This window comes from Pseudoxanthomonas sp. 68-E7 (assembly GCF_057773145.1).
This window is the reverse complement of the sequence record NZ_JBYMTI010000003.1, coordinates 106,216-130,229: the sequence shown is the minus strand read 5'-3', so window position 1 is coordinate 130,229 and position 24,014 is coordinate 106,216. Positions and strand designations below refer to the sequence as shown.

Below are 24,014 nucleotides of genomic sequence, written 5' to 3'. Positions count from 1 at the left end.
CGCGCCGATGGGGGTGACGCATGGCTGATTCCCTGAGGATCGCCGTCCTCGGCGCGGGCTCTTGGGGCACCGCGCTGGCAACGCTGATGGCCCGCAATGGCCATCAGGTCGTCCTGTGGGGTCGCGACGCAACCGTCGCGGCCGCCATCGACGCACAGCACGAGAACCCGCGCTACCTGCCGGGCATCGCGCTGCCGGACAACCTGCGCGCCACCACCGATCTGGCCACCGCCATGCACGGCGCCGAACTGGTGCTGGTGGTGGTGCCGTCGCACGCCTTCACCGAAACGCTGAAGCTGATCGCGCCGCTGCGCCCGGCCGGCGCCGGCGTGGCCTGGGCAACCAAGGGCTTCGAGCCCGGTTCGGGCCGTTTCCTGCACGAGGTCGCCGAGGAGATCCTTGGTGCGGACGTGCCGCTGGCGGTGGTCACCGGTCCTTCCTTCGCCAAGGAAGTCGCGCTCGGCCTGCCGACCGCGGTCACCGTGCACGGACACGATGCCGAGTTCGCCCAGTTGATGGCCGAAGTGCTGCACGGCCCGGCGTTCCGCGCCTACACGGGCGACGACATGGTGGGTGCCGAACTCGGCGGTGCCATGAAGAACGTGCTGGCCGTGGCCACCGGCGTCGCCGATGGCATGCAGCTCGGACTGAACGCGCGCGCTGGCCTGATCACCCGCGGCCTCAACGAAATGCTGCGGCTGGCCGCGGCGATCGGCGGCAAGCCGGAAACCCTGATGGGCCTGGCCGGCCTGGGCGACCTAGTGCTCACCGCCACGGGCGACCTGTCGCGCAACCGGCGGCTGGGCCTGGCGCTGGGACGCGGCCAACCGATCCAGGACGCCATCCGCGAAATCGGCCAGGTGGTCGAGTCGATGCAGGCCGCCGATGAGGTCATGCGCCAGGCGGAACGGCACGATATCGACCTGCCGATCTCCAGCGCGGTTCGCGCCGTTCTGCACGGCGAGATCACCCCCATGCTGGGCCTGCAGCAGTTGCTGGCACGCGAACAGAAGCCGGAGTACCCGGAAACGCTGTTCAAGTGAGGCGTTGAGGGGTCCGAAAGGAAAAAAAGCCCGGCCAATGGCCGGGCTTTTTCGTGGGCGGACAACGCGACGCTCGGTCGCTGAAGGAAGGACGGCTAGCGGCGCGGTGGATGCGCGGAAGCGCGTCCGGTGTTCAAGCACAGCAAAAGCAAATCCCCCTCGGTCCCCCTTCTTCGAAGGGGGAGGCAAGACAACTGCAACAGGTATACAGGAGCGGCCCCTTTTTAGTCAGCGTCCTTTGAAAAAGGGGGCGGACATCCGCGAAGCGGGTGACGGGGGATTTGTTTCTGCCTTGGAAGCAGAAATTCGCTCGATGCCCTTATTCAAGAAGGAAGACAAACGCTGTTCATGACGGACAAGCGCGAACAAAAAAGAAGCCCGGCTTGTGGCCGGGCTTCGGGTCGCGACGTGGGGAGAGAGAGACACGCCGCGGGAGGCGGTGGTGCGTCCTGGGTTACCAGCTGAAGCGCGGGCCGACGAACCACTGGGTGTCGCCACCGTCGACGATCTTCACGTCGGCCGCGGCACTCCAGTTCGGGGTGAACTTCACCTGCGCGCCGAGGCGGCCGTAGAAGTCACCGTCGTAATCGTCGCCGTCTTCATAACCGGCCAGGGCATAGCCGTTCAGGCGATTGGTCAGCGCGCTGTTCACGCCCACTTCGACGCTGTAGCCATCGGCGCTGAAGCCCGGGACGCGGATGCCCGACGGGGTGGTGAAGCGATCGGTCTTGACCTTCTCGTAGGCCACGCGGGTCAGCAGATCCACGCGCTTGGACAGCTCGTGGTTGTAGCCCACGCCGACGCGCCACTGGTCGAAGTCGACCTTCACGTCGTCCACTTCCTGCTGGCTGTAATCAGCGAACAGGTGGAAGTTCGGGTGGATGGCCACCGAACCCTTCAGCGCCCAGCCGTCGGAATCCGGACCATCGATGTTCGTCTTGGTGTAGCCGCCTTCCACGTAGTTGTAGGAGACGCCATCGGCCGCGGAGGCGGCGAAGGGCAGGGCGGCCAGCAGGGTCAGGGCAAGCAAGGACTTCTTCATACGCTCAAACCTCGATTTTTGTAGTTGGTATCCAGCGCTGAAGGCATTGCCCGTTCGCAGCTGGTGATGTGAATTATCCGTTAGCGCCCTCAATGCGCCCTGAATATCAAACTGAGCAGTACATAAATTCAGCGGAAAAATCCGGAACTTCTGGCACATGAGGCATCGTCTTGCCCGCGTCGTTCCGGACTTGCCGGCCTCGCATCCAGGACCGGGTTCATGCACATGCCGACGACCCTGCGCGGCCTAGCGTGAAATTCCATCGGCAACGAGGAGCGCGCCATGCATGCATCCCGGCATGAACCCCCTGCGAAGTCGGCACATGGAAACGGTCAGTACGGACGCCTGCTGTTGATGACCCTGCTTTCCTTCATCGCCATGTACGCGCTGATGTACGCGATGGTCGATGGACCGGGCAATGTCTTCCACAACATCAATCAGGTGTACATGGCCGGGCTGATGGTGTCGCCGATGCTGCTGATCGAACTCTGGCTGATGCGCGCGATGTACCCGAGTTTCCGCGCCAACGCGCTGCTGCTGGCGGGCGCCCTGGTCCTTGGCATCCTGTGCTGGTGCGGGATACGCGGTCAGTGGGGTGTCAGTGACCGGCAGTTCCTGCGTTCGATGATTCCGCACCATGCGGGCGCGCTGCTGATGTGCAGGCAGGCGGACCTGCGCGCGCTGGAGCTGCGCCGGCTATGCGGGGAAATCATCCGCGGACAGGAGGCGGAGATCGCGCTGATGAAAGCGCGATTGGAAGGACGCTGACCGCAGGGCCCGCTATGGTGAGGCGACCGGCTTGCGCCGCATCAGATAAAGCAGCGCGCCGACCACCAGCGCGACCGCGGCGGCAATCAGGTTGCCGACATTCGCGCTTGCGAGCAGGCCCAGCGAGAGGAGCAGCGCGGCGAGCGGAATCAGCGGGCCGCCCGGCAATTTCAGTGCGCCAGGATGATTGGCATAGCGGCGTTGCAGTACCAGCACCGACAGGGTGGTGCCGATGTAGGCGCACAGCCGCGCCACCACCGACAGCAGCGCCAACTGCACGAACGAGCCGGACAGCGCCAACGCCAGCGCCAGCACGCCCTGGGTGACGATCGCCACGGCGGGGGTGTGGAAACGCGGATGGATGTTGGCGAGCACGCGCGGGCCGAAACCGTCCTCGGCCAGCGAATACAGCACGCGCGGACCGAACAGCATGGTGTTGCTGTTGGTGCCGAGGATGGAGATGGTCGCGCCGACGGTCAGGATCAGCGCCAGCCCCTCGCCACTGAAGCTGCCCGCCGCATCGGCCAGCGGCGTCTGCGACTGCGCCAGGCCTGCCAGCGTGCCCTGCGCGACCAGCTGCACCGCCGCATAGATGATCGTGACGGTGGCGATCATGGTCAGCAGTGCGAACGGCACGTCGCGGCGCGGGTTCTTGAACTCGCCGGCGGCGGCCGGGATGTTCTCGAAACCGGCGTAGGCGAACAACAGCAACAAGGCGGCTTCACCCAGGTTGCGCAGGGGCGGCAACTCGCCGTTGCGCAGCAGATCGATGTCGATGTAGAACATGCCGATGGCGATGAACAGCGCCAGCGGCAGCAGCTTGCCGATGACCAGGGCCACGCCGGTGCGCGCCGCCGATTTCACGCCGATGACGTTGATCAGGGTCAGCAGGCCCAGCGACCCGACCACCACCGCCAGGCGGCCGCCACCGGAGGCTGCGGGCGCCCAGAAACGGGCGACCGCGTCGGCCAGGCCATTGCTGAGCGCGGCGGCGGAGGCGATGCGGGTCAGCCAGACCATCCAGCCGATTTCGAAGCCGACGAACGGACCGAATGCCTCGCGCGCATAGAGATAGCTGCCGCCGGGCTGATCGAAGTAGCTGGCGGCCTGCGCGTAGCACAGCACCAGCAGCGCGACCGCCAGGCCGGCCAGCAGCACCGCCCACACGCTGGCCGGCCCCAGCAGGACCGCGGTGGCGGCGGGCAGCAGGTAGATGCCGCTGCCGATGACGTCGTTGATGGACAGGCCGACGATCTGCCAGCGGCTGACCGCGCGGACGAAACCCGGATTGGATGCGGGCGTCTCGCTCATGGGATGGTCTCCGCGAGGGCGGGCAGTTGCCAGTCGGCACGCAGGCGCCGGTATTCTGCCTCCGGCAGCAACACGAACACCGGGTGCCGCTTCTCATCCAGCCAGCCCAGCAGGCGATCCATCGCCGGCTCGGCCATCGCCGTGCAGCCGGCGGTCGCCTCGCCCGGCGCCTTCCACAGGTGGGCGAAGATGCAGCTGCCGGCGCCGCTGATGTTGTCGGGGTTGTGCTGGATCACGAAGCCTTCCTTGTAGCGGATGTCGCCATCGACATGCAGATCGCGGCGCATCGGCTCGGTGGAACCTTCGATCGCGGCGGTGCCGACCTGGTCGCTGTCGACGATCCGGTTGTAGAGCGGGGAAGCGGGCACGTCGATGCAGTAATGCGACGCCCGCATGGGCGCATATGCCAGCCCGGTATCGCGCCGGGTGGCGTACCCGAACGCCTCGCCCAAAGTGAACACACCTGCCGGTGCCTTGCCGTCGCCTTCGCGTTTCTGCGGACCATTCGCCTGCGCCGGATGCAGGCCGCGTCCCCAGGCTGCGCCGCTGCGGCCGATGGTGACCGCCGTCGGCGCCTCTTTCGCGCGCCAGTCCTGGCCGTCGCGTTCGAAGGTCTGCATGCGGCCGCCGCTGGCGTTCCAGTCCGGCGTAATCACCAGCACCAGTTGCTGCGCCTGTTGCCAGGCCGCAGCTGATTGGGTGTTCGCGGCAGCAGGCGTCGCCTGCGCGGATGGATGGAAACCCGGCCCTGCAGCCAGGGCCGCGGCCAGGGCCAGGTTTGACAGCGCGAAATGGAACGCAGAGGCCATGGCGGCTCCGGGAGGGGAATCAGGAATCCAGCAGGTGCTGGATCCGTTCCAGGTTGATGTTCAACTGCCGGTGGCGGTCGTCGTGGTGGTGGCACAGCAGGACGAACAGCACGTCCAGCAGGTACTGCAGCGAGGAACGGTAGAGCAATGCTTCCACATGCGGCGCGGCGTCATGCGCCGAGACCACCAGCGAGGCGTCGGCGTGCGCGCGCAGTGGATTGGAGGTGTGCCGCGTGATCGAGACAACCTTGCCCTCGGCATCCTGGAACTGCCGGCTGAGCTGCGACAGCGTGGGCAGCTTGCCGAATTCCGAGAACACCAGCAGCACGTCGCCGGGCCGGGTCGCCGACAGGTTGCTCATCATCAGGATGGGATCGGCGTGATGCACGGTCAGCACGCCCAGCAGCGACAGCCGCATCGCGAACTCGCGCGCGAACAGGCCGTCATCGCCCAGGCCATAGACGAACACCTTGCCCGCGCCGTGAATCAGGCTGGCGATGTGCTCGATGCCGGCCGGCGGATTGAGCAGGCGGGTTTCCTCTTCGGCGGCGGCCTTGCTCCGGCGCAGCCCGGCTTCCAGGCGCTGGTAGGCGCTTGCCTCGCCCTCGGCTCCGTCCGTGTCATCCGCCAGACGCGGTTGTGGCGCGCCACCGTTACGGGCGACCGCCTCGCCAATCGAGAACTTGAGATCCGGATAGCCCTTGAAGCCGAATTTCTGGGCGAATTTCACCACGCTGGACTGGCTGATGCCCAATGCGCTGGCCAGTTGCTGCGAGGAATAGTCGCGCAGCAGGTGGGCGTTCTCGAGGACGAAGTCGGCGATGCGGCGTTCGATGGCCGACATGTGGTCGCGTTCGGATCGGATTTTGACCAGGGGCGGCATGTGCGCTCTTTATCCCATCCTGCGTCGCGTCGGTCCAGGGTCAGACCGGAATCAGTTCCAGCCCGTGGATGGTCTGGATGCCCAGGCCGGGGGCGTCGGTGATGGAGATCTCCGACTCATTGAAGATCACCCCGCCCTCGACCGGGTTGAACTGGCACAGCGAGGGCCCGTCCAGGTCGACCTTGGTGATCGATTGCGACTTGGCCACCGCCAGGTGCACCGCGGCGGCCACGCTGATGCTGGTTTCCAGCATGCAGCCGATCATGCACTCCACCCCGTACAGGGAAGCGATGTCGGCGATGCGGACGGCATTGGAAATGCCGCCGGTCTTCATCAGCTTGATGTTGATGATGTCGGCCGCGCGCATCTTGATCAGGTCGATGACCTCGGTGGGGCCGAACACGCTCTCGTCGGCCATCACCGGCGTGTGCACGCGGTCGGTGACGTACTTCAGGCCATCGATGTCCTGCGCCTTGACCGGCTGTTCCAGCAGTTCCAGGACGACGCCGGCGTCCTCCAGGTTGTGCATGGCGAACACCGCCTGCTTGGCGGTCCAGCCCTGGTTGGCGTCCAAGCGCAGCAGCGCGCGTCCTTCCACCGCCGAATAGATCGCCTTGACCCGTTCGATGTCAAGGCCGATGTCCTTGCCCACCTTGATCTTCAGCGATTCGAAGCCGCGCTCCACCGCGTTGATGGAGTCGGCCACCATCTTGTCGATGTAGTCGACGCTGATGGTGATGTCGGTGGTGATGACCGGATCGCCACCGCCCAGCATCTTGTACAGCGGCGCACCGTACAACTGGCCGAACAGATCGTAGACCGCGATTTCGACCGCGGCCTTGGCGCTGGTGTTGCGCTCCAGCGCGGTCTGGATGAGATGGGTGATGTGGTTGAGGTTGGCGATTTCCTGGCCGATCAGGCGCGGCTTGATGAAGCGTGCGATGGCCTCGATGATCGAGCCGTGGGTGTCGCCGGTGATGACCGCGGTGGCCGGCGCCTCGCCGTAGCCGACATGGCCGGTGTCGGTGCGCATGATGACCACGATGTCCTCCACCGTGTCGACCGTGCGCAGCGCCGTCTTGAAGGCGGTTTTCAGCGGCACGCGCAGCATGCCGAACTGGATTTCGGTGATTTTCATGGAGGCCTTAGGGGCGGATTCTCTGGATGCTGTAGATGCGATCGACGAAGGTCTTGTCGCCGCCGGCCAGCAGGGGCTCCAGCGGCGTCACCGAAACGGCATTGAGCGAGGCGCGCACCAGCTGGCCGCGACCGTCCTTGTAGGTGATGCCGGTGGTGTCGTGGATCAGGTAGGTCTGCCCGTTTTCCTTGCCGATCACCATCATCACGTGGCCGGGGATGTAGATCAGGTCGCCGACCTGCAGATCCCGGACGACCTTCATGCGCGCGGCGCGATCGTCCTTGTCGGTGAAGGCGATGCGGTTGAGCGCAGGGCTCACGCCCTGGTCGCTGGTGTTGCGCGGCAGCTCCACGCCGAAGCTGCGGTAGACCTCGGATACGAAGCCGCTGCAGTCGCGGGTGTTGTAGGAATGGCCCCAGCCATAGCGTTCGCCGAGGAACTTGAAGCCCTGCCGGAGCAGCCTGGCGCGGGTGAGCGGCAGGTATTCGGTGCCGACGTCGGCGTTCTTCGGCAGCAAGGCGGGCACCAGTTCGAGCTTGCCGTCCGCGCCGCGCACCGGCAGCTGGATGACCCAGGAGGTATACGGATGCTGGCCATTGACCGGCTTGTCGGCCGGCCAGTCGCTCAGCAGCGGCACGCGCACGCCCATGTCCAGTTGCAGTTCGGACACGCCGGGCTGTTCCGGCGTGTGCACGGTATGCACGGTCGGCCCGGTGACGATCAGGGTCGGGGTGCGATGCGCATAGGCGAACACCTGCTCGCGCGGACCCTCGGCCAGGTAGGCGTTCTCGATCCAGGCCGCGTACAGCGGACTGATCACGAATGACCATTGCCGGTCCCGGCTTTCGTGCAGGACGATCACCGGCGTGCCCGGGAACAGCGCGCTCTCCTGGAACCGATCGATGTCGGTGTCGCCGGGCTCGCGGAACACGCGCAGGCGGGTGGGGAAGGTGCGCAGATCGGCGCGCCGGACCACCAGCGCGTAACGCGTGTCGGTCTGCGCCGGCACCGCATCGAGCGCGGCATTGGCGACGATGCCGTCAAGGGTGGCCTTGTCGATGGCCTGCCCCTTCACGTCGTACAGGGTGCGGCCGGGCGCACTGGACAGCTTGCCTACCCATTCGCGCACGTCCCCGGCACTGAAGCGCTCCGGCAGGCCCTCGACATCGTGGACCGAACGATCCAGTTCGTGCAGGCGCTCGTTCTGGGCGGCGATCGCGTATGGCTCCAGGATGACGCTGTCCGGTTGCGCCAGCTTGTCGATCCAGTATTGCGGGTCGAGATGGCGGTCTTCCACGCCGATGACGGCATGGGCCGGCACCGGCAGCACGGAAGCGGGCTCGCGGGCCAACAGACCGCTCGCCGGCAGGGCGAGCAGGACGGAAAGCAGCAGGGAACGCATGCGGTCACCTCGGAAACGGGATGTCGGACGCGAGGCATGCCCGGTGTGTGGTTGCGCGGCGTGGCGCCGGGCCGGACCGGTGTGTTGTTTCATCTGCCTCCCCTCGGAACGGATGCGATGGCCTGGCGTTGCACGGGTGGCAAACGGCCGGGTCGGTTCCGAGGAATATTTACTTCTTTCTCTGAAAGATTCAAGAATAAATTATTGACCGGGTTCTCCGGTCGTGTTACACAACGGTGACCAGTCGGCTGAGGGGCCAGTGATCGACGTGGACGCCAGCGGGGGCCAGCGTAACCATTCCATTCGAAGGGAGCACCGGAGTGCGGGGCGTTCCGTGCGCGTGCGTGCGACTGCATGGCCGATATTACTCCTGATGGCACTGGCCGCGTCCAGCCTCGCCGCCGAATTGCCGTCACCCGCGCCGCCGGCCATCGTCGCCCAGGTGGATGCGGGCCATTTCGCGGTGGCAGAACAGGCCATCGCCAAGGCGCTGGCACAGCCGGGCCTGGATGATGAACAGCGTGATGCGCTGCAATACGAACGCGAGCGCATGCGCCGCATCCGCCTGGATTTCCGTTTGACCGAAGCGGACGTGCTGGCGCAGCTGCGCAAGCAGATTCCGGATCTGAAGCCGGAAGAATTCACTGCCTGGGACCAGGCCAACCGCATCGAACGCATGACCATCGATGGCGAGAAGCGCTACTTCAGCCGTTCGGTGTCGAACCTGATCCGGCTGTACCCGGAAGTCGCCGCGCGCCGCGCGCCGCCGGTGAAGCCGTTCTCCGAAGGCCCGTTCGAACGACTGCATCCGCATCACCTCGAGGCGCTTGAACAGGCCCGCGCCACCGGTGCCGACAGCGTCGCACCGCGTCGCCTGCGGGTCACCCAATCGCTGCTGGTGAAGCCGGATGCCGTGCCCGCCGGAGAGACCGTGCGTGCGTGGATTCCATATCCGCAGGCGATTCCGGGCCAGCAGGACCACATCCGCTTCGTCGGAAGCGCGCCGGCGGAATCGTCGATCGCGCCGGAGGGCACGCCGCAGCGCACCGTCTATCTGGAGCAGACCGCGCGGGCCGGCGAGCCAACGCGCTTTTCCATCAGCTACGAACTGACCATCCACGCGCGCCGTTTCGATCTCGATCCGGAAAAGGTCGTTCCGGTGGCAGCGACGCCGGAACTGGCCCCGTATCTGGCCGAGCGCGGTCCGCACATCGTGTTCACCGACGACATCAAGCGCTTCTCCGCGCAGGTGGTCGGTGACGAGAAGAATCCGTATCGCATCGCGAAGAAGCTGTTCGACGCGGTGGACCGCATACCCTGGGGTGGCGCGCGCGAATACTCGACCATTTCCAACATCAGCGACTACGCGTTGCATTCGGACCACGCCGACTGCGGCCAGCAGACCCTGCTGCTGATGACGCTGCTGCGTTACAACGGCATTCCCGCGCGCTGGCAATCGGGCTGGACCTACTCGGACGAGGAGGTCGGCTACGACAACATGCACGACTGGGGCTGGATGTACCTGGCACCCTACGGCTGGGTTCCGGTGGACGTGACCACCGGCGCGCTGCAGAGCGACGAAGCCGGCCTGCGCGACTTCTACTTCGGTGGCCTCGATGCCTACCGGATCAGCTTCAACAACGACTTTTCGCGGCCATTGGTGCCGGCCAAGCAGCACTTCCGCTCGGAAACGGTGGATTCGCAGCGCGGCGAGGCCGAATGGCGCGGAGGCAACCTCTATTTCGATCAATGGGACTACCAGTTCGAATGGACCATGCTGCCAATCGAGGGCGGCAACCACTAAACCGGGCGGGATCACTTCAACACCTAGCAGGAGAGAGCGGGGATGAACGGCAAGACCTTGAAGAAAGCGGCGCTATGTATCGCGCTGGGCACGTGCATCGCGTCGATGGCGCCGATGGTGATGGCGCAGAATGTCAACGGTGCGGTGGCGGGCCGTGCCAATGCGGGTGACACGATTACGGTGACCAACCAGGCCACCGGCCTGAGCCGAACGGTGACCGTCAACGCCGATGGCAGCTACCGCCTCAGCCAGTTGCCGATCGGCGACTATCAGCTGCAGGTCAAGCGCGCCGGCCAGGATGTGGGCACGCCCATCTCCGTCGCGGTGTCGCTGGGCGGCACCACCACGGTCAACGTCGGCAACGAAGGCGGACTGGTGAACCTGGACGCCCTGCAGGTTGTGGGCTCGCGCGTCGTCAACCGCGTGGACGTCCGCTCGGTCGAGTCCGCGACCAATATCCGGCGCGACGAGATCGCGCGGCTTCCGGTGGACCAGAGCATAAGCTCGGTCGCGCTGCTGGCTCCCGGCGTGGTGAACTCGGGCGCAACCTTCGGCGGCCTTTCCTTCGGTGGTTCGTCGGTGGCGGAGAATGCCGTCTACATCAACGGCCTCAACGTGACCGACCCGTATCGGCGCCAGGGTTTCTCGTCGGTTCCCTTCAACTTCTACGAGGAATTCCAGGTCAAGACGGGCGGCTACTCGGCGGAATTCGGCCGTAGCACCGGTGGTGTCATCAACGCCGTCACCCGATCAGGCAGCAACGAGTTCCATGCCGGCGTGGAGGTGACGCTGGCACCCGCGTCCTGGGAGTCCTCGAAGGAGGACCACTTCCATCGCGACGGCACGATCGACGAGCGCGAGCGTACCAGCCGTGACACGGACGCCTTCTTCAAGACGAACGTATGGGCATCAGGCCCGCTCGTGAAGGATCGGCTGTTCTTCTTCGCCATGTATGAGCTCCGCAACAGCAAGCCGAAAGACATCGATACGACCCAGGCCTGGTACACCGAAAGCGACAATGACTTCTGGGGCGCCAAGCTCGACTGGCAGATCAACGACAATCACCTGCTGGAGCTGCTTGCGTTCTCCGACAAGTCCGACTCGGAGACCAACAAGTACGGCTACAACTGGGCCACGGGCCAACGGGGCGCCTGGGCGGGAAGCAGCACAGCGGGCTCGGGCGGCGACAACTGGTCGCTGACCTACACGGGGCATTTCGGCAGCAACTTCACCGCCAAGGCCATGCACGGCGTGAACAAGCGCAGTGCCCTCAGCGGTACGCCGCTGGATTCCTCCTGCAGCATCATCACGCGTTCCGGCAGTTACACCGGCGCGTTCGGTCCGGTGACCACGCCGGAGGGGTGTCATCCGAGCAACAGCAGCATCAGCAGCCGCTACGACAAGCGTGAAGCTTCGCGCCTGGATTTCGAGTGGGCGCTGGGCGATCACCTGCTGCGCTTCGGCGTGGACCAGGAGATCATGGATTCCGAGAGCTCGGTGGTCTATCCGGGCGACGGCGTGAGCTATCAGGCGCAGGCCGCGACCGCTGGCGGTCTGCTGCCCAATGGCGCGCTGGTTCCCGTCGGCGTCACCCGCATCGTCGATGCGCGCCGTTACATCACCGGCTCTCCGGTCACCACCGAGGCGCAGGCGTTCTACATCGAGGACAACTGGAGCATCACCCCCAACCTGCTGCTGAATCTCGGCCTGCGGTTCGACAAGTTCCACAACAAGCTGGCATCAGGTGCGACGTTCGCCAAGGCCGATTTTTCCGACATGATGGCGCCGCGCGTCGGCTTCAGCTGGGACATGAAGGGCGACGGCACCACCAAGGTGTTCGGCAACGCGGGCCGTTACTACATTCCACTGACGAACAAGCTAACCGACTACTTCGGCGGTGGCACCACGGACGAGCACACCTACTACGTGCTCAACGGGTGGACGCAGGCGGTGCATCCGGTGACCGGCGAGCCTTACCTGCTTCCGAATCTCGGTGCCCAGATCGGGCCGGTCAATACCGAAGGCAATGCTCCGGCGCCCGATGACGTCCGCACCGCCGTGGCCCGCGACATCAAGCAGGTCTTCCAGGATGAATTCATCCTGGGCTTCCAGCAGGCCATCAACGAGGCGTGGTCGTATGGCGTCAACGCCACCTATCGCAAGGTGACCCGCGCGGTGGAGGATGCGCGCATCAACCACGTCGAGGGATGCCCGTGGTACTCCGGAGACTGGCCGATCATCAACCCCGGTGAGCGCACCACGCTATGGTGCCCGGACACCAACGACTGGGTTTCCTTCGACTCCTCGAAGGACGGCTACCGCGCGTCCGGCAGCGGCGCGATCATGGGCTACAAGAAGCCCCGGCGTACCTACAAGGCGGTCGAGTTCCAACTGGACCGCGCGTGGGATGACAAGTGGGCATTCAATGCCAGCTACCTGTGGTCGAAGTCCGAAGGCAACATCGAAGGCCCGGTGAACTCGGATACCGGCTACGCGGACACCAACCTGGTGCAGTACTACGACCATCCCGCCGTCAACGAGCGCAATGGCGTCCTCTTCAATGACTTCCGCCATCAGATCAAACTGCGCGGCAGCTACAAGCTCAACGAAATGTGGAGCTTCGGTACCACGCTTTCGGCGCGCTCGGGCGGCCCCATCACCGCTTTCGGCGTGGTCTGGCCGAACGACAATCGCGCGGCGGGCGGTCCCGGCGAGTTCAGCGGCGGCGGCTCGGGCTGGTTGTGCGTATCGAACTGTTCCGACTGGGCGACGCGGGAACTGGTCTATTCCAAGCGCGGCGCATTCGGCCGCATGCCCTGGGTCTGGGACATGGGGGCCAACGTGACCTGGACGTTGCCCGTGGAGGGCGTTGACCTGAAGGCACGTCTCTCCGTGTACAACCTGTTCAACAACCAGGCGGTCGTCAACGTGCATTCCCGTTACGAAGGCCAGCCCGGCGTACGCCTCCCCTACTTCGGGCAGGGTACGGTCTGGCAATCACCGCGCTACATGCAACTGGTCGTGACCTACAACTTCTGAGCCATCACGGCACTCCGGATTCGTTCCGGAGTGCCCCGCGTGGTACGGAAACACGGATGCCAAAGACAAGAAAGCGCGTGAATCCCCTGTTTCCCTGCCTCCTGCTGGCGGGGATTTCTTTCTCCGCCCCCGCGCAGGCACCGGACAGGTTTGGCGAAGCCGTCGAACAGACGGTCGAGCGCTACCGCCTTCCCGGCATCGCCGTGGGCGTGATCGAGGACGGCAAGGTCGTCCACCTGAAGACCGTCGGCACACTCCAGGCCGGCCGACCAGGGTCCATCAATCCTGACACCCTCTTCAAGATCGCCTCCAACAGCAAGGCGATGACCGCGGGCGTGCTGGCCCGGCTGGTCGACCAGGGCAAGCTGAAATGGGATGACCCCGTCACGAAGCATCTGCCGCAGTTCCGCATGCATGATCCCTGGGTGACCCGGAACATGCAGGTGCGGGATCTGCTGATCCACAACAGCGGCCTGGGCCTGGGCGCCGGCGACCTGATGCTGTGGCCAGAGCCCAACGATTTCACCCGCAAGGACATCATCGCCGGGTTGCAGCATCTGAAGCCGACCCACAGCTTCCGTTCGCATTACGCCTACGACAACTTGCTTTACGTGGTCGCCGGCGAAGTTGCGGCGGCGGCCGGTGGCGCGCCCTACGACGTGCTGGTGCGACGGGAACTGTTCGAACCGCTGGGCATGAACCGCTGCCAGGTCGGCCCGTGGAATCGCGAACAGGTCGGCAACGTCGCCCAGCCGCACATGCGCACGGCCATGGGCAACACGCCGATCCGCGAGGACGGCGCCGTCGTGCCCGACATCACCTCGATGGCCGCGGGTGGCATCCGCTGCAGCCTGAACGACATGCTGGCCTGGATCGGGATGTGGTTGTCGCCGGATCGGCAACCGGCCTGGTTGAGCGCCGAACAACGGCGCGCGGTGTGGACGGCGCACATGCCGATGCCGGTGTCCGCGCGGATGCGCGAGTGGGACAACAGCCATTTCTCCGCCTATGGCTATGGCTGGCGCCTGTCCGACGTCGACGGCGTGTGGAAGGTCGCGCACACCGGCACGTTGGCGGGCATGTATTCCTCGGTCATCCTGCTGCCGGACAAGAAGGTCGGCATCGTCATCCTGATCAACGGCGAAGGCGAGGATGCGCGCGCGGTGCTCGGCGAGGTGCTGACCAAGCACTACACCGCGCCGTCGCAGGCCGTGTCGGTGGCCCACTACGCCGACGCCATCGATGCCGAGGACGCGGCGGTGCCCGCGCAGAAGCGCAAGCCGGACACCTCGGCGCGGATCGCGGCGACCGGCGGCGATCTGGCCGGGGCTGTTGGCCGCTATCGCGATCCCTGGTTTGGCGACGTGTCCCTGTGCATGCAGGGGAAGGACGTGCGCTTCGAGGCGGCGCGTTCGCCGATGCTGGCCGGGCGGGTGATGAAGTTCGGCGATCGCTGGCTGGTGGACTGGGATGACGACAGCGTCGATGCCGAGCCCTGGCTGCGGTTCCATCCGGCGCGCGACGGCGTTGCGCCGCGCATGACCCTGTCCCATGTCGATCCGGATGCCGATTTCAGCTATGACTACGCCGACCTCGATTTCCAGCAGGTGGGCGGGTGTGACTGACATGCGACGTGGCTGGACCGGATGGTGCGCGGGGGCATGGCTGTTGCTGGGCATGGCGGTCGCACAGGCCGGCGAAGTGAAGGTGTCGGAGGCCACCCGTTTCGAACAGGTCGATCTGGTCGACGTCGGTGGGCTGATTCCCGAAGCGACCCTGGAGATCCGCTACGCCGGCGACGACAACTTCGTCGGGCGTCCGGTGGACGGCTACCTGGCGCCGAAGTGCTACCTGCTCCGGCCGGCGGCGGAGGCTTTGCGGCAAGTCGCCATGGATCTGGCCGGCGACGGCTATCGGCTGCGCCTGTTCGACTGCTACCGGCCGGTGCGCGCGGTGCGCGACTTCGTGCGCTGGGCCCGCGACCCGGCGGATCAACGGACCAAGCCGCGCTTCTATCCCAACCTGGACAAGTCGAAGCTGCTGGATGGCTACATCGCCGAGACGTCCGGACACAGCCGCGGCGCCACCGTGGACCTGGGCCTTGAACGCTGCGACGGCGCGCGCTGCGAACTGCTGGACATGGGCACCGGCTTCGATCGCTTCGACACCCTGGCCAACACCGACGACCCGCGCATCGGCGGCGAACAGAAGATCCATCGGCAACGCCTGCGCCAGGCCATGGAGCGCAGGGGTTTCCGCAACTATCCGCTGGAATGGTGGCACTACACCTTCCAGCCGGAACCCACGCCGTCCACCGCCTACGACATTCCGGTGCAATGAGTTCCCTGCCCTGGCGTCCCCACCCGCGCGTCGCCGACGCCGCGGTGATCGGGTGCGGCATCGTCGGCCTGTCCACCGCGTTCCAGTTGCAACGGCGCGGCCTGACCTGCCTGCTCATCGATCCGCGCGGGCCGGCGGGCGACGCCTCCCATGGCAATGCCGGTGTGATCTCGGTGGGCAACCTGATGCCGCAGTCCGCACCCGGCATGATGTGGCCGGCGCTGCGCGGGCTGCGGGATCCGCTCGCACCCTTCAAGCTGGATGCCGGCGCATGGCCGTACTACGCGGGTTGGCTGTTGCGATTCCTGCGCGCCGGCCATCCATCGCGGCTGGCCGGAATCATCGATGCGACCCATGCGCTCAACCGGGCCGCGCGCGCGGCCTGGCTGGATCTGGCCGGCGCGATCGGCGCGCTGGATCTGATCAGTCCCACCGGCTACCTGCATGCCTACAGCGAGGACGCCGGTTTCGAGCGTGCGGCCGGCGCGCGTGCCCACATGCAGCGCCATGGCGTGGCCTTTGATGTGCTGGACCGCGCGCAGCTGCGGGATCTGGAACCTGGCCTGGCCGCGTTCGCGCGGCATGGCGTCCTGCAACGCGATGCGTTGTTCGTGCAGGAGCCGGGCGAATTCTGCCGGCGCCTGTTCAACTGGCTGTGTGCGCGTGGCGCCGATACGCTGATTGCCAGCGCGCGGGCGATCGAACGTGAAGGCGAGGGTTATCGCGTGCGCACCTCGGGAGGCGACGTGCATGCCGATCAGATCGTGCTTGCCGCGGGCGCCTGGAGCGGCGAACTGCTGCGGCCGTTCGGATTGCGCCTGCCGGTCGCGGCGGCGCGCGGCTATCACGCGATGTACCCGCGCCAGGAAGGCGTCGTGCGCAGACCCACCCTGTGGGCGGAACGCTACATGGTGGTGTCGCCGATGCGCTCGGGCGTGCGGGTGACCGCATTCAAGGAGATGACCGCACCCGGACGCGCGTCGCGGCCGGCCCTGATCCAGGGGCTCGCGCCGCAGGCACGGCTGCTGTTTCCTTCGCTTGCCGGCGAGCCGGTCTCGGACTGGGCCGGGCTGCGCCCATGCACGCCGGATTCGTTGCCGATCCTGGATCGCGTCGACGACGAGCGCATCTTCATCGCCACCGGGCACGGTCATCTGGGGCTGACCCAGGGACCGATCAGCGGCGAACTGATCGCGCAGTCGATGGTGGGCGAAGCATCCCCGGTTCCGCTGGCCCCCTATCGCCTCGCGCGCTTCGGTGGCTACGCGCGCGGTTGAGGACGCGGCTCAGGCACCGCCCGGAAAACCCTGCTGGCGCCAGGCTTCGAACACCATCACCGCGACGGTGTTGGAGAGATTGAGGCTGCGGTTGTCCGGACGCATCGGCAGGCGCAGGCGATGGTCGGCGGACAGGGCGTCCAGCACTTCCTGCGGCAGGCCACGGGTTTCCGGACCAAACAGGAAGGCGTCGCCCGGCTGGTAGCGGGGCTGGTCGAAGCGGATCGTGCCGCGCGTGCTCAGGGCGAACAGGCGGAGCGGCGCGACCGCGGCCAGCGCGGCATCCAGCGAATCGTGCACCTGCAGGTTGGCGTACTCGTGGTAGTCCAGCCCGGCGCGCCGCAGTTGACGATCGTCGAGGTCGAAGCCAAGCGGGCGGATCAGGTGCAGGCGCGCGCCGGTATTGGCGCACAGGCGGATGACGTTGCCGGTATTGGGCGGGATTTCCGGCTGGTAGAGCAGGACATCGAGGGAAAGCGGGGTCATGCGCCGATTCTACGGGCCCGTCCCGCCGCTTCCCATGTGCGTGGGACCTGCGCGAAGGATGCATGGATGCCGGAATCGCCTGCCGGGGTCGGGTGAAGCCGCATCGCTCGGATGCGGCTTCGCCGGATGGCGACCGGGGGATCGCGGAAGTCGTGGCCGGATGCAACGGGGATCGACGGCCCGGGTGGTGCGGCCTGCGCGCGTCATCGACGGTGCGCGGCGGAAGTGCGGGTACTGCAGCGGCTGGAGCGCGCGTTACCGGAGGATGCAGCGATGAAGCGGGTGGAACCTTGAACGCTTGCGTGGATCTATCCGGTAATCAGCGCGCGGCCAGTTGCTGGGCCAGCACACCCGCCTGCACGGCGAACTGCTGCAGATCTTCCGCCGACGGACGCACGGTGATGGCCGGCATGTCGACGATGCTGGCGGTCTGGGTGGCCAGGTAGTAGGCCAGGTCGCGGGCATCGGGGCTGACGGTCACGGCCGGCAGGTTGACCACCTTCGCGTCCTTGTAGGTCAGGTAGTGCGCCAGGTCGGCGGCGTCGGGGGTCACGGTCACGGCCGGCAGGTCGACGACGCGGGCGGCGGTCGAAGCGGTGGCCTGGACGCTGTTGTCCGCATACGTCTTGGCCGACAGGAACATGGAACCGGCACACAGCGCGAACACGGCGGCGGCGGTCAGCGGGAGCAGGGTCTTGGTGTTCATTGTTTTGCCTCTGTAGTGATGTTGTTGGGTGGTGTGGTAGTAATGTAGTACACCTAATCAGACAGATCAAGCGGAACTTGTGTTTCCAGTTCCTATATTCAGCTTTTAGTCAGGATTGCTTGGGTCGGTCTTGTTGGCCAGGGTAGTAATGCAGAACCCGTGCCAATCTCAAATCATTGAATCAAAAGGAATTCCATTCCATCCGTAGTGTCCGTGTCCGGCCAGTGTCCGGGCGTTGTCGTCCGTTCTTCTGTGATCAGGACGGGTCCGGCGGCGGGATGTGACCTCCAACACGCCCTTCCCACCGCCATCCGGTCAATTCCGGGGCTTGCTGGTTTGGATGCGGTTTAGGTGGAAACCGTTGCGATGAGGCCGGTTTTGTTGGCCAGCGTTCACCAGGGCAGCGGCTGGCCCTGCCAATCGAGGAAATCGCCGGATTGTTCGGCCGTGAGCTGCTGGATTACGTGGAGCAGGCCCGCCACTGATTCCTGTACCGAGAGCGCGGCCTGCGCGCCGCCCATATCGGTGCGGACCCAGCCCGGATGCAGGGCCACCACCTTGATGCCACGCGGTGCGAGCGCCTGGGCGAGCAGCGAGGTGGCCATGTTCTGCGCGGCCTTGCCCATCGCGTAGCTGGGCGTGCGGAATTCCTGCCGCAATGCGATCGAACCGACTTCGGAGGAGAGGTTCGCCACGGTGGCGCCCTCGGCCAATTGCGATGCCAGTGCCTGGGTCAGCAGGAAGGGGCCGGCGGCGTTGGTGCGGAAGCTGGCCTCCAGATCGGTCGCCTGCACCTGGCCGAAACGCTCGCCGCCGCGCAGGATACCGGCGTTGTTGATCAGCAGGTCCAGCGGCTCCTCATCGGTGACCAGCGAGATTTCCGCGGCCAGGGCTCCATGCGTGCGCGAGTCGGCCAGATCCAGCGGCAGGACCCGCAGGCACCCGGGATGGTCGCCGGCCAGCAGGTTGAGCGCATGGGCCTTGCCGGGGTGGCGGCAGGCCGCGATCACGAAGTCGCCACGCGCCAGCAACTGGCGGACGAACTCCAGGCCCAGGCCGCGATTGGCCCCGGTGACCAGGCAGTGGCGGCGATCCATGGGACACCTCACTTTGGGGGGCACGTGCCATGAGGCCTAGTGTATGGCCCCGGCGGCCGGGTTAGCATCGGCGGTTCTTGGGGAATCCCGTACCTGTATACAAGGAGTCACACGATGATCGCATCCCGTCGGCCGCGCGCCGCGCTGCTTGCCGTCGCCCTCGGCACCGCCCTCGGAGGCCTGGCCTGCGCGCCGGCTCCCGCCCAGGCCCAGGCCAGGCCGGCCGGAACCGATATCGTCATCCCCTACGAGGAGTTCACCCTGCCCAATGGCCTGCGGGTGATCGTGCACACCGATCGCAAGGCGCCGATCGTGGCGGTCAACGTCTGGTACCACGTCGGCAGCAAGAACGAGCAGCCCGGCCGCACCGGTTTCGCCCACCTGTTCGAGCACCTGATGTTCCAGGGCAGCGAAAATCACAAGGGCGAGTTCTTCGAACCCTTCGAACTGGTCGGCGCGACCGATCAGAACGGCACCACCAACCAGGACCGCACCAACTACTTCCAGAACGTGCCCACCACCGCGTTGGACATGGCGCTGTGGATGGAATCGGATCGCATGGGCCACCTGCTCGGCGCGATCGACCAGAAGGCGCTGGACGAGCAGCGCGGCGTGGTCCAGAACGAGAAGCGCCAGGGCGAGAACCAGCCCTATGGCCGTCGCATCTACACCAAGATCTTCGAGGCCCTGTATCCGCCGGGCCATCCCTACAGCTGGCAGACCATCGGCTCCATGGCCGATCTGGATGCCGCCACCCTGGACGACGTGAAGACCTGGTTCCGCAGCTGGTACGGCCCGAACAACGCGGTGCTGGTGCTGGCCGGCGACATCGACCTGAAAACCGCCAAGGAAAAGGTCACCCGCTACTTCGGCGACATCCCGGCCAGCGCGACGCTCGCCGACATGCCGGCCAACATTCCCACGCGCGCGCAGGACACCCGCGAGACCGTTCCGGATCGCGTGCCGCAGGTGCGCATCTACCGCGCCTGGCCGGTGGCCGAGATGGGCACGCCGGATGCGACCCAATTGGAACTGTTCTCGCAGATCCTCGGCGGCAGCGCGTCCTCGCGCCTGGATGCCCGCCTGGTCCACGGCGACAAGATTGCCGACCAGGTCAGCACCATGCCCTGGCTGAGCGAAATCGCCGGTACCTTCATCGTCAGCGCCACCGTCAAGGACGGCGTGGATCCGGCCAAGGTGGAAAAGGTGCTGGACGAGGAAATCCAGCGCCTGATCAGCGAAGGCCCCACCGCCGGGGAAGTCGAGCAGGCGCGCACCTACAGCCGCGCCGGTTTCGTGCGCGGCATCGAGCGCATCGGCGGTTTCGGCGGCAAGTCGGACGTGCTGGCCTCGTGCACCGTCTACCAGGGCAAGCCGGACTGCTACCGCGACGAACTCAATGAACTGATGGGCGCCACCCCGGCCAGCATCCAGGCCGTGGCGCGCAAGTGGCTGGGCAAGGGTTCGCACACGCTGGTGGTGCAGCCCAGCGACAAGCCGCTGTCGTCGTTGCCGGAAACCGTGCTGGCCGCCCCGGCGACCCGGCCGGCGGAAATCCCGGCGGTGGATCCGAAATTCAAGACGGTCAAGACCGACGTCGATCGCAGCCTGGGCGTGCCCAAGACCGGCTCGTTCCCGGACCTGAAGTTCCCGGCGCTGCATCGCGCCAGGCTGTCCAACGGCATGGAAGTGGTGCTGGCCGAACGCCACGAGACACCGGTGGTGCAGGTGTCGGTGCAGTTCCCCGGTGGCTACACCGCCGACGTGGGCAAGAAGCTCGGCACCGCCAGCTTCACCATGCAGATGCTGGATGAAGGCGCGGGTGACTACAGCGCGCTGCAGTTCGCCGCACGCAAGGAAGCGCTGGGCGCCGAACTGAACACCGGCGCCGGCCTGGACAGTGCTTCGGTGGGCCTGTCGGCGCTGAGCGACAAGCTGCCGGAGTCGCTGGATCTGCTGGCCGACGTGCTGCGCCGCCCGACCTTCGACGATGGCGAAGTCGAGCGTGTCCGCGCGACCTGGATCGCCGGGATCAAGCAGGAGAAGGCGCGTCCGCAGACCGCCGCGCTGCGCGTGATGCCGCCGCTGCTGTACGGGCAGGGCCATCCCTACGCGATTCCGTTCACCGGCAGCGGCACCGAGGCCTCGATCGCTTCGCTGACCCGCGACGACCTGACCGCGTTCCACCGTGACTGGCTGCAGCCGGACAAGGCCCGCGTCATCGTGGTCGGCGACACCTCCCTGGCCCAGATCGTGCCGCTGCTGGAAGCCCGCCTGGGCGACTGGAAGACCGCGCCGAACGCGCCCGCCCTGCCGGCGGTGCCGACGGTCGCCAGGCCGGGTGCTCCGCGCGTATTCCTGATCGACCAGCCCGGCGCGATCCAGTCCAACATCTACGTCGGCCAGCTGATTCCGCCGACCGGCGACAAGGGCACGATCGATTTCGATTTCGCCAACGGCGTGCTCGGCGGCCAGTTCAGCTCGCGCCTCAACATGAACCTGCGCGAGGACAAGCACTGGGCCTACGGTTCCTACAGCGGCGCCTCGAACACCCTGGGCCAGCGCCCGTGGTTCGCGCAGGCGGCGGTGCAGAGCGACAAGACCGTGGATTCGGTGAAGGAACTGAAGTCGGAAATCACCCGCTTCGCCAGCGGCGAAGCACCGGCGTCCGAAGCCGAGGTCACCAAGATCCGCGCCAGCAACACGCTGGAACTGCCGGGCGCCTACGAAACCGCATCCGCGGTGATGGGCCAGATCACCAGCAACCTGCGCTATGGCCGTCCGGATGATTACATCCTGACCTACAAGGCGCGCAACGAAGCGATCACCTCCAAGGACGTGACCGCCGCGGCCAAGACGCTGGAACCGAACGCGCTGACCTACGTGGTGGTGGGTGATCTGTCCAAGATCGAACAGCCGATCCGCGAGCTGAAAATCGGCGAGGTGACCACGCTCGACGCCGACGGCAAGCCGGTCTCGGCCGCCAGGAAGTAAGCCGCTCCCGACGCCTCCCTTCCCGGTGCGGAAGGGAGGCCCGGTCTTTCCCGCTATGGGCCTGCTTCCGTCCCGCCCGGGGCGGAAGCCACCCGTGATTCATCCCGGTTGGGCCAGAATGCCCGCCGTTCCCCGCAAAGAGGCGAATCCATGCGCAGCTTCATTCTCCTCACCGCCGTCGTGGCCCTGTCGGCCTGCACCTGGGTGCCGCTGGCGCCGAACGCCAAAGCGGTGCGCGTCGTTGCCGCCGGCGCTGCGCCGGCCAACTGCGAAAAGCAGGGCGAGATGTCGGTATCGGTCAAGGACAAGGTCGCGTTCTACGAGCGCAACAACCTGCGCGTGCGCGACGAACTGGAAACCCTGGCGCGTAACGAGGCGCCGGGCATCCAGGCCGATACCATCCAGCCGCTGGGCGACCCCGCCAACGGCGAGCAGCGTTTCGCGGCCTACCGTTGCCGCTGAGGCCGACGCAGCGCATTTGCTGTGCGCGGACGCCGTCCACGGGACCGTGGGCACCTCCGTCTAAAAACACGGACGACGGTCTGGATGATTCGCCTGTACGCACGCCGGGATGCCGTGCGGCCGCTGCCGTTCCGCCAGGACGCAAGGGCCATCCGAATGACCGGATGGCCGGTACCGCCCGTCGCGCCATGCTCCCCGCCAGACGCCAGCGTACGGAAAATGTGATGACCATCACTAAAATTGCCCCCTGGGCTTCCCTGTCATGGCTTTCATAAAGATGCGGTGAAGTCCGGAAGCCGGTAACCTTGTCGCCCCCTTCCGCCTGAGCCTTGGCGCTACTTTCGATGCTCTTCAAGAATGTCTCCATCGCGGGACTGGCGCACGTCGATGCGCCTCACACGCTGACTTCCAAGGAAATCAACGAGCAGCTCAAGCCCACGCTTGAGCGCCTGGGCATCCGCACGGACGTGCTCGGCGACATCGCCGGCATCCACGCGCGCCGGCTATGGGACGACGAGCAGCAGGCGTCCGACGTGGCCACCCTGGCCGCGCGCAAGGCGCTGGAAGACGCCGGCGTGTCGGCCGAACGCATCGGCCTGCTGGTCAACACCTCGGTCAGCCGCGACTACCTGGAACCGTCCACCGCCAGCATCGTCTCCGGCAACCTCGGCCTGAGCGAGCACTGCCAGAACTTCGACGTCGCCAATGCCTGCCTGGCCTTCATCAACGGCATGGACATCGCCGCCCGCATGCTCGAACGCGGCGAAATCGACTACGCGCTGGTCGTCGATGGCGAGACCGCCAACCTGGCCTACAAGAAGACGCTCGAGCGGATGACCGCGCCGGACATCACCGAGGAGCAGTTCCGCAACGAGCTGGCCACCTTGACCTTGGGCTGCGGCGCCGCGGCGATGGTGATGGCGCGCGCCGAGCTGGTGCCGGAAGCGCCGCGCTACAAGGGTGGCGTGACCCGTTCGGCGACCGAGTGGAACAAGCTCTGCCGCGGCAACCTGGACCGGATGGTCACCGACACCCGCATGCTGCTGATCGAGGGCATCAAGCTGGCCCAGAAGACCTTCATCGCCGCCAAGCAGGCGCTGGGCTGGGCGGTGGACGAACTGGACCAGTTCGTCATCCACCAGGTCAGCCAGGTGCATACCGCCGCCTTCATCAAGGCATTCGGCATCGATCCGAAGAAGGTCCTGACCATCTTCGGCGAGCACGGCAACATCGGTCCGGCCAGCGTACCGATCGTGCTGAGCAAGCTGAAGGAACTGGGCCGCCTGAAGAAGGGCGATCGCATTGCCCTGCTCGGCATCGGTTCCGGACTGAACTGCTCGATGGCCGAAGTGGTCTGGTGACACCGGCCCACTGACCTTTCCCGAGGGCCGGTTCGCCGGCCCTTTTGTTTAC

Annotated in this window: 19 protein-coding genes; 10 read left to right on the top strand and 9 right to left on the bottom strand. The window is 66.1% G+C overall.

Translation table 11 applies throughout. The features are described from left to right. Positions 1-20: 20 nt before the first annotated feature. Entirely contained in the window at positions 21-1,043 is a 1,023-nt protein-coding gene (locus AC3DE2_RS08695; protein WP_488425863.1) for an NAD(P)H-dependent glycerol-3-phosphate dehydrogenase, read from the top strand. 454 nt (positions 1,044-1,497) lie between these two features. Here AC3DE2_RS08695 and AC3DE2_RS08690 read toward each other — a convergent pair whose 3' ends face one another. Next, positions 1,498-2,085: an OmpO family porin gene (locus AC3DE2_RS08690; protein WP_141454557.1), complete on the bottom strand. Its 588-nt coding sequence runs from the start codon at positions 2,083-2,085 to the stop codon at positions 1,498-1,500. A 354-nt stretch (positions 2,086-2,439) separates the two neighbouring features. Here AC3DE2_RS08690 and AC3DE2_RS08685 point away from each other — a divergent pair, with 354 nt between their 5' ends. Further along, the gene (locus AC3DE2_RS08685) at positions 2,440-2,853 is read left to right on the top strand and encodes a DUF305 domain-containing protein (protein ID WP_488425862.1); all 414 of its coding nucleotides are present in this window, start codon (positions 2,440-2,442) and stop codon (positions 2,851-2,853) included. 12 nt (positions 2,854-2,865) lie between these two features. Here the strand turns inward: AC3DE2_RS08685 and AC3DE2_RS08680 are convergent, their stop codons facing one another. From AC3DE2_RS08680 to AC3DE2_RS08660, 5 genes are read right to left on the bottom strand one after another with little or no spacing between them, the layout of a single operon-like run. Next, positions 2,866-4,164, bottom strand: a complete 1,299-nt coding sequence (locus AC3DE2_RS08680) for an APC family permease (protein ID WP_488425861.1) — start codon at positions 4,162-4,164, stop codon at positions 2,866-2,868. After that, positions 4,161-4,973 (bottom strand): L,D-transpeptidase family protein, encoded by an 813-nt coding sequence (locus tag AC3DE2_RS08675; protein ID WP_488425859.1) that lies wholly within the window; start codon positions 4,971-4,973, stop codon positions 4,161-4,163. Before AC3DE2_RS08675 ends, AC3DE2_RS08680 begins: the two co-directional genes overlap by 4 nt. A gap of 19 nt (positions 4,974-4,992) precedes the next feature. After that, positions 4,993-5,856 (bottom strand): MurR/RpiR family transcriptional regulator, encoded by an 864-nt coding sequence (locus AC3DE2_RS08670; protein ID WP_488425858.1) that lies wholly within the window; start codon positions 5,854-5,856, stop codon positions 4,993-4,995. 40 nt (positions 5,857-5,896) lie between these two features. Further along, on the bottom strand, positions 5,897-6,994 hold the full coding sequence (locus AC3DE2_RS08665) for a dipeptide epimerase (protein ID WP_488425856.1): 1,098 nt from the start codon (positions 6,992-6,994) through the stop codon (positions 5,897-5,899). A gap of 7 nt (positions 6,995-7,001) precedes the next feature. Continuing rightward, positions 7,002-8,396: a C40 family peptidase gene (locus tag AC3DE2_RS08660; RefSeq protein WP_488425855.1), complete on the bottom strand. Its 1,395-nt coding sequence runs from the start codon at positions 8,394-8,396 to the stop codon at positions 7,002-7,004. A gap of 373 nt (positions 8,397-8,769) precedes the next feature. Here AC3DE2_RS08660 and AC3DE2_RS08655 point away from each other — a divergent pair, with 373 nt between their 5' ends. From AC3DE2_RS08655 to AC3DE2_RS08635, 5 genes are read left to right on the top strand one after another with little or no spacing between them, the layout of a single operon-like run. Continuing rightward, positions 8,770-10,200: a transglutaminase-like domain-containing protein gene (locus tag AC3DE2_RS08655; protein WP_488425853.1), complete on the top strand. Its 1,431-nt coding sequence runs from the start codon at positions 8,770-8,772 to the stop codon at positions 10,198-10,200. 42 nt (positions 10,201-10,242) lie between these two features. After that, positions 10,243-13,239, top strand: a complete 2,997-nt coding sequence (locus tag AC3DE2_RS08650; RefSeq protein ID WP_295378824.1) for a TonB-dependent receptor — start codon at positions 10,243-10,245, stop codon at positions 13,237-13,239. 56 nt (positions 13,240-13,295) lie between these two features. Next, complete coding sequence (locus tag AC3DE2_RS08645; RefSeq protein ID WP_488425852.1) at positions 13,296-14,864, top strand: serine hydrolase; 1,569 nt, start codon at positions 13,296-13,298, stop codon at positions 14,862-14,864. 1 nt (position 14,865) lies between these two features. Continuing rightward, on the top strand, positions 14,866-15,579 hold the full coding sequence (locus AC3DE2_RS08640; RefSeq protein WP_488425851.1) for a M15 family metallopeptidase: 714 nt from the start codon (positions 14,866-14,868) through the stop codon (positions 15,577-15,579). Continuing rightward, entirely contained in the window at positions 15,576-16,856 is a 1,281-nt protein-coding gene (locus AC3DE2_RS08635) for an NAD(P)/FAD-dependent oxidoreductase (RefSeq protein WP_488425850.1), read from the top strand. Before AC3DE2_RS08640 ends, AC3DE2_RS08635 begins: the two co-directional genes overlap by 4 nt. Before the next feature lie 9 nt (positions 16,857-16,865). On the opposite strand, the gene trmL is transcribed toward AC3DE2_RS08635, so the two are convergent. From trmL to AC3DE2_RS08620, 3 genes are all read right to left on the bottom strand, one after another. Beyond that, positions 16,866-17,342: a tRNA (uridine(34)/cytosine(34)/5-carboxymethylaminomethyluridine(34)-2'-O)-methyltransferase TrmL gene (gene trmL, locus AC3DE2_RS08630; RefSeq protein ID WP_295378828.1), complete on the bottom strand. Its 477-nt coding sequence runs from the start codon at positions 17,340-17,342 to the stop codon at positions 16,866-16,868. Between the two features lie 319 nt (positions 17,343-17,661). Continuing rightward, positions 17,662-18,048, bottom strand: a complete 387-nt coding sequence (locus AC3DE2_RS08625; RefSeq protein WP_295378831.1) for a hypothetical protein — start codon at positions 18,046-18,048, stop codon at positions 17,662-17,664. Between the two features lie 392 nt (positions 18,049-18,440). Next, positions 18,441-19,145: an SDR family oxidoreductase gene (locus AC3DE2_RS08620; protein ID WP_488425849.1), complete on the bottom strand. Its 705-nt coding sequence runs from the start codon at positions 19,143-19,145 to the stop codon at positions 18,441-18,443. A 114-nt stretch (positions 19,146-19,259) separates the two neighbouring features. Between AC3DE2_RS08620 and AC3DE2_RS08615 the strand changes: the two genes are divergently transcribed. The 3 genes from AC3DE2_RS08615 to AC3DE2_RS08605 all read left to right on the top strand — a co-directional run bounded on the left by AC3DE2_RS08615 (position 19,260) and on the right by AC3DE2_RS08605 (position 23,962). Continuing rightward, positions 19,260-22,139 carry a M16 family metallopeptidase gene (locus AC3DE2_RS08615; protein ID WP_488425848.1) on the top strand — a complete coding sequence of 960 codons (2,880 nt, stop codon included), beginning with the start codon at positions 19,260-19,262 and terminating at the stop codon, positions 22,137-22,139. A 150-nt stretch (positions 22,140-22,289) separates the two neighbouring features. Further along, the gene (locus AC3DE2_RS08610; protein ID WP_488425847.1) at positions 22,290-22,601 is read left to right on the top strand and encodes a DUF4156 domain-containing protein; all 312 of its coding nucleotides are present in this window, start codon (positions 22,290-22,292) and stop codon (positions 22,599-22,601) included. 344 nt (positions 22,602-22,945) lie between these two features. Then, positions 22,946-23,962: a 3-oxoacyl-ACP synthase III gene (locus AC3DE2_RS08605; RefSeq protein WP_295378839.1), complete on the top strand. Its 1,017-nt coding sequence runs from the start codon at positions 22,946-22,948 to the stop codon at positions 23,960-23,962. The last annotated feature ends 52 nt before the right edge of the window (positions 23,963-24,014 follow it).

Bases quoted from the DNA above. Each gene is read 5' to 3' on its own strand.
- AC3DE2_RS08695 (WP_488425863.1), top strand. From the start codon at position 21: ATGGCTGATTCCCTGAGGATCGCCGTCCTCGGCGCGGGCTCTTGGGGC.
- AC3DE2_RS08690 (WP_141454557.1), bottom strand. From the start codon at position 2,085: ATGAAGAAGTCCTTGCTTGCCCTGACCCTGCTGGCCGCCCTGCCCTTC.
- AC3DE2_RS08685 (WP_488425862.1), top strand. From the start codon at position 2,440: ATGACCCTGCTTTCCTTCATCGCCATGTACGCGCTGATGTACGCGATG.
- AC3DE2_RS08680 (WP_488425861.1), bottom strand. From the start codon at position 4,164: ATGAGCGAGACGCCCGCATCCAATCCGGGTTTCGTCCGCGCGGTCAGC.
- AC3DE2_RS08675 (WP_488425859.1), bottom strand. From the start codon at position 4,973: ATGGCCTCTGCGTTCCATTTCGCGCTGTCAAACCTGGCCCTGGCCGCG.
- AC3DE2_RS08670 (WP_488425858.1), bottom strand. From the start codon at position 5,856: ATGCCGCCCCTGGTCAAAATCCGATCCGAACGCGACCACATGTCGGCC.
- AC3DE2_RS08665 (WP_488425856.1), bottom strand. From the start codon at position 6,994: ATGAAAATCACCGAAATCCAGTTCGGCATGCTGCGCGTGCCGCTGAAA.
- AC3DE2_RS08660 (WP_488425855.1), bottom strand. From the start codon at position 8,396: ATGCGTTCCCTGCTGCTTTCCGTCCTGCTCGCCCTGCCGGCGAGCGGT.
- AC3DE2_RS08655 (WP_488425853.1), top strand. From the start codon at position 8,770: ATGGCACTGGCCGCGTCCAGCCTCGCCGCCGAATTGCCGTCACCCGCG.
- AC3DE2_RS08650 (WP_295378824.1), top strand. From the start codon at position 10,243: ATGAACGGCAAGACCTTGAAGAAAGCGGCGCTATGTATCGCGCTGGGC.
- AC3DE2_RS08645 (WP_488425852.1), top strand. From the start codon at position 13,296: ATGCCAAAGACAAGAAAGCGCGTGAATCCCCTGTTTCCCTGCCTCCTG.
- AC3DE2_RS08640 (WP_488425851.1), top strand. From the start codon at position 14,866: ATGCGACGTGGCTGGACCGGATGGTGCGCGGGGGCATGGCTGTTGCTG.
- AC3DE2_RS08635 (WP_488425850.1), top strand. From the start codon at position 15,576: ATGAGTTCCCTGCCCTGGCGTCCCCACCCGCGCGTCGCCGACGCCGCG.
- trmL (WP_295378828.1), bottom strand. From the start codon at position 17,342: ATGACCCCGCTTTCCCTCGATGTCCTGCTCTACCAGCCGGAAATCCCG.
- AC3DE2_RS08625 (WP_295378831.1), bottom strand. From the start codon at position 18,048: ATGAACACCAAGACCCTGCTCCCGCTGACCGCCGCCGCCGTGTTCGCG.
- AC3DE2_RS08620 (WP_488425849.1), bottom strand. From the start codon at position 19,145: ATGGATCGCCGCCACTGCCTGGTCACCGGGGCCAATCGCGGCCTGGGC.
- AC3DE2_RS08615 (WP_488425848.1), top strand. From the start codon at position 19,260: ATGATCGCATCCCGTCGGCCGCGCGCCGCGCTGCTTGCCGTCGCCCTC.
- AC3DE2_RS08610 (WP_488425847.1), top strand. From the start codon at position 22,290: ATGCGCAGCTTCATTCTCCTCACCGCCGTCGTGGCCCTGTCGGCCTGC.
- AC3DE2_RS08605 (WP_295378839.1), top strand. From the start codon at position 22,946: ATGCTCTTCAAGAATGTCTCCATCGCGGGACTGGCGCACGTCGATGCG.